Genomic DNA, 2,121 nt, shown 5'->3' with positions numbered 1-2,121 from the left:
GCTTCGGCCGGGCCAGTGCGGACAGATCCATGAAACCCTCAAGGGATCGGCACCGCCAAGCTCTGCAATTACAGATCTACGACCTAGAGCACATAGATGGTCCGAATGCCGATGAGGACTCAGACTGCATCGAGATGACGTGCCGCTTTGACATTGGCGCGTACGCCCTTCTGATTTTCGTCCAGGACCAGGTCGACGCGATTGTTGCTGATGGTTTCCGATCGATCAATGATGTGTCGACTGAAGTGCGCCGTCTGGCTGCGGCTGGAGTGGCGGCGATAGAAGGGCGGCCGGACTTTCGGATGGGCATGACGATAGTCGTGTTTGGCGGCCTCGGCCGCGGCTTCTTAGCTGATCCGGGTCGATTGCCTCCAAAATGGAAGTTCGTAGCTTTCGGCTGTGAGGATTTTGAGCTGTTTGGCGAGGATTCGAACACCTCAGCGCTTCAGATGTATCGCCTGCTCGATCAGGAGCAGCAGATGCTGGCCAGCCGAACGGGTATCTTCAACCCCAACGGTTTCATGAATCTTTATGGCTTCGCGAAGAGCAATGATTTCGAGCTCCTGCCTGAGGATGCGACGCCAGGCCGCACCACGATAAATCTCGGCACCGACTATCTGACATCGGTCAGGACTGGGGTCCGACAATCTCTCGATCATCATGGTGCTCGTGTTGCAACGCGAAACAGTTATGTCGAGGTCCGAAGAGCATCGACAGAGATGTACTTCGCTGATTTGGCAGCGGAGCCTTTGTATGTGAGCGTTGCTGATGCCGCGGAGAGTCGGCCAGCAGCGGCAATCGAAATCGATCATCGAACGTGGTGGATTACGGTCGCGGATCCCCAACCAGACTCAGTTAGCTCGTTGTCTTTTCGCGTCTGGGACATGGCCAAGAATTGGACGGTCATGATCGCACCACGTGTTGCTGCGGTTGCCGAGGACCTTCCGATCTTTATCGGCATAGAGTTGGTTTTTCCGGAAGGCATCGATCTTACGCCCGCTCTCATTGAGGAGGGACAGGAATTGGTGCGTCCGTCGGTGAGCGTGGATGGCGCGACCATCCGAATCGATTGCCCGCTCGACTACCTCCGCGCTTTTGGACGTCCGGATAACATTGGTGATAGATGGATGATTGAGGCCATATCAGAGGGCGCCTTGCTGCTGGCTGGTTGTTCGGGCGGCACCTTAGCCGAGGAGATCGCCTCCTCGATTTTGGTAGATACGACATCCAGGCACCTCCATGTTTTCACGCCCAGAACAGCTGCAGATTTCATTCCGGCAACCGCGGACCTCCCCCGCGGGCGAATGCTGCAGCCCGAGGTTCGAGCATGGGTCGACATCGGTCTTGCTCAACGCAGTGGGGTACCAGCAGGAACAGCCGGGATCATCGCTGACAAGAAGACAGCTCGTGAAATTCTAGGCAAAGCTGTCGAGACGCTTTGGGGCGAGATCCGGGAGCGGTTAGAGCTGCTGGATCGAGCCTCAATCATCGAGAAATGCATCGACAATCACAACGCAATCGATCGAGACCGAGCCACGTGGCGTCACACCGCGGCGGCGGTCCTTCGCCTTCATCAGCGGGACGAAGCAATGCGCGTTGCGGTGAAACTTGAGAGCGATCGAGCGCAGGTCGCTCTGTGCTGTCGGGTCGCCGTTGAAATGGCGGTATGCGCTTCGCCTGAGACTGGTGGACGAGAATGCTCGCTGGACGACTTTGATTGCGTCGTGGCAATGATTGCGCTTCTATGCGGAGTGGCGTCCTGCAGCGACGAGATTCACCATGGCTTCTCCGAACGGGTCGAAGTGAAGCCCAGTGGGGTTTTGCGCTTCGAGGACGAGTTTGCCAATCGCGTCCATGAGCCCTTCATGGTTGCGCTTTCGACCGACCAATTCGACGCGGCGGCTGAGGGATACGACACCTTCTATGAGGTCCCGGAGCTGACGACGCTGAATATGAGCGTCAAAGCAATCCTGAATTTGATGCTGCGTTCGTCGCTGAGTATGGAGTGACGCCCTTACGAATGGTCGATTTCGTGTCCAGCCTTGTCGTCCGTGAACAATGCGATTTTGGCTCTGGGACGGCGCAGGGCCATTCGCGGCGGGCTGTGGCGAGCTGTTGTGG

General features: G+C 57.1%; 1 protein-coding gene. It reads left to right on the top strand.

The window, feature by feature from the left end:
- Positions 1-2,009: hypothetical protein (locus tag B2G71_RS23500; RefSeq protein WP_206049508.1), on the top strand; the 2,009-nt coding region annotated here is incomplete at its 5' end.
- Positions 2,010-2,121: the final 112 nt, after the last annotated feature.

This window comes from Novosphingobium sp. PC22D (genome assembly GCF_002556635.1).
Taxonomy (GTDB): Bacteria; Pseudomonadota; Alphaproteobacteria; order Sphingomonadales; family Sphingomonadaceae; genus Novosphingobium.
This window is presented reverse-complemented; position numbering and strand designations above follow the sequence as displayed.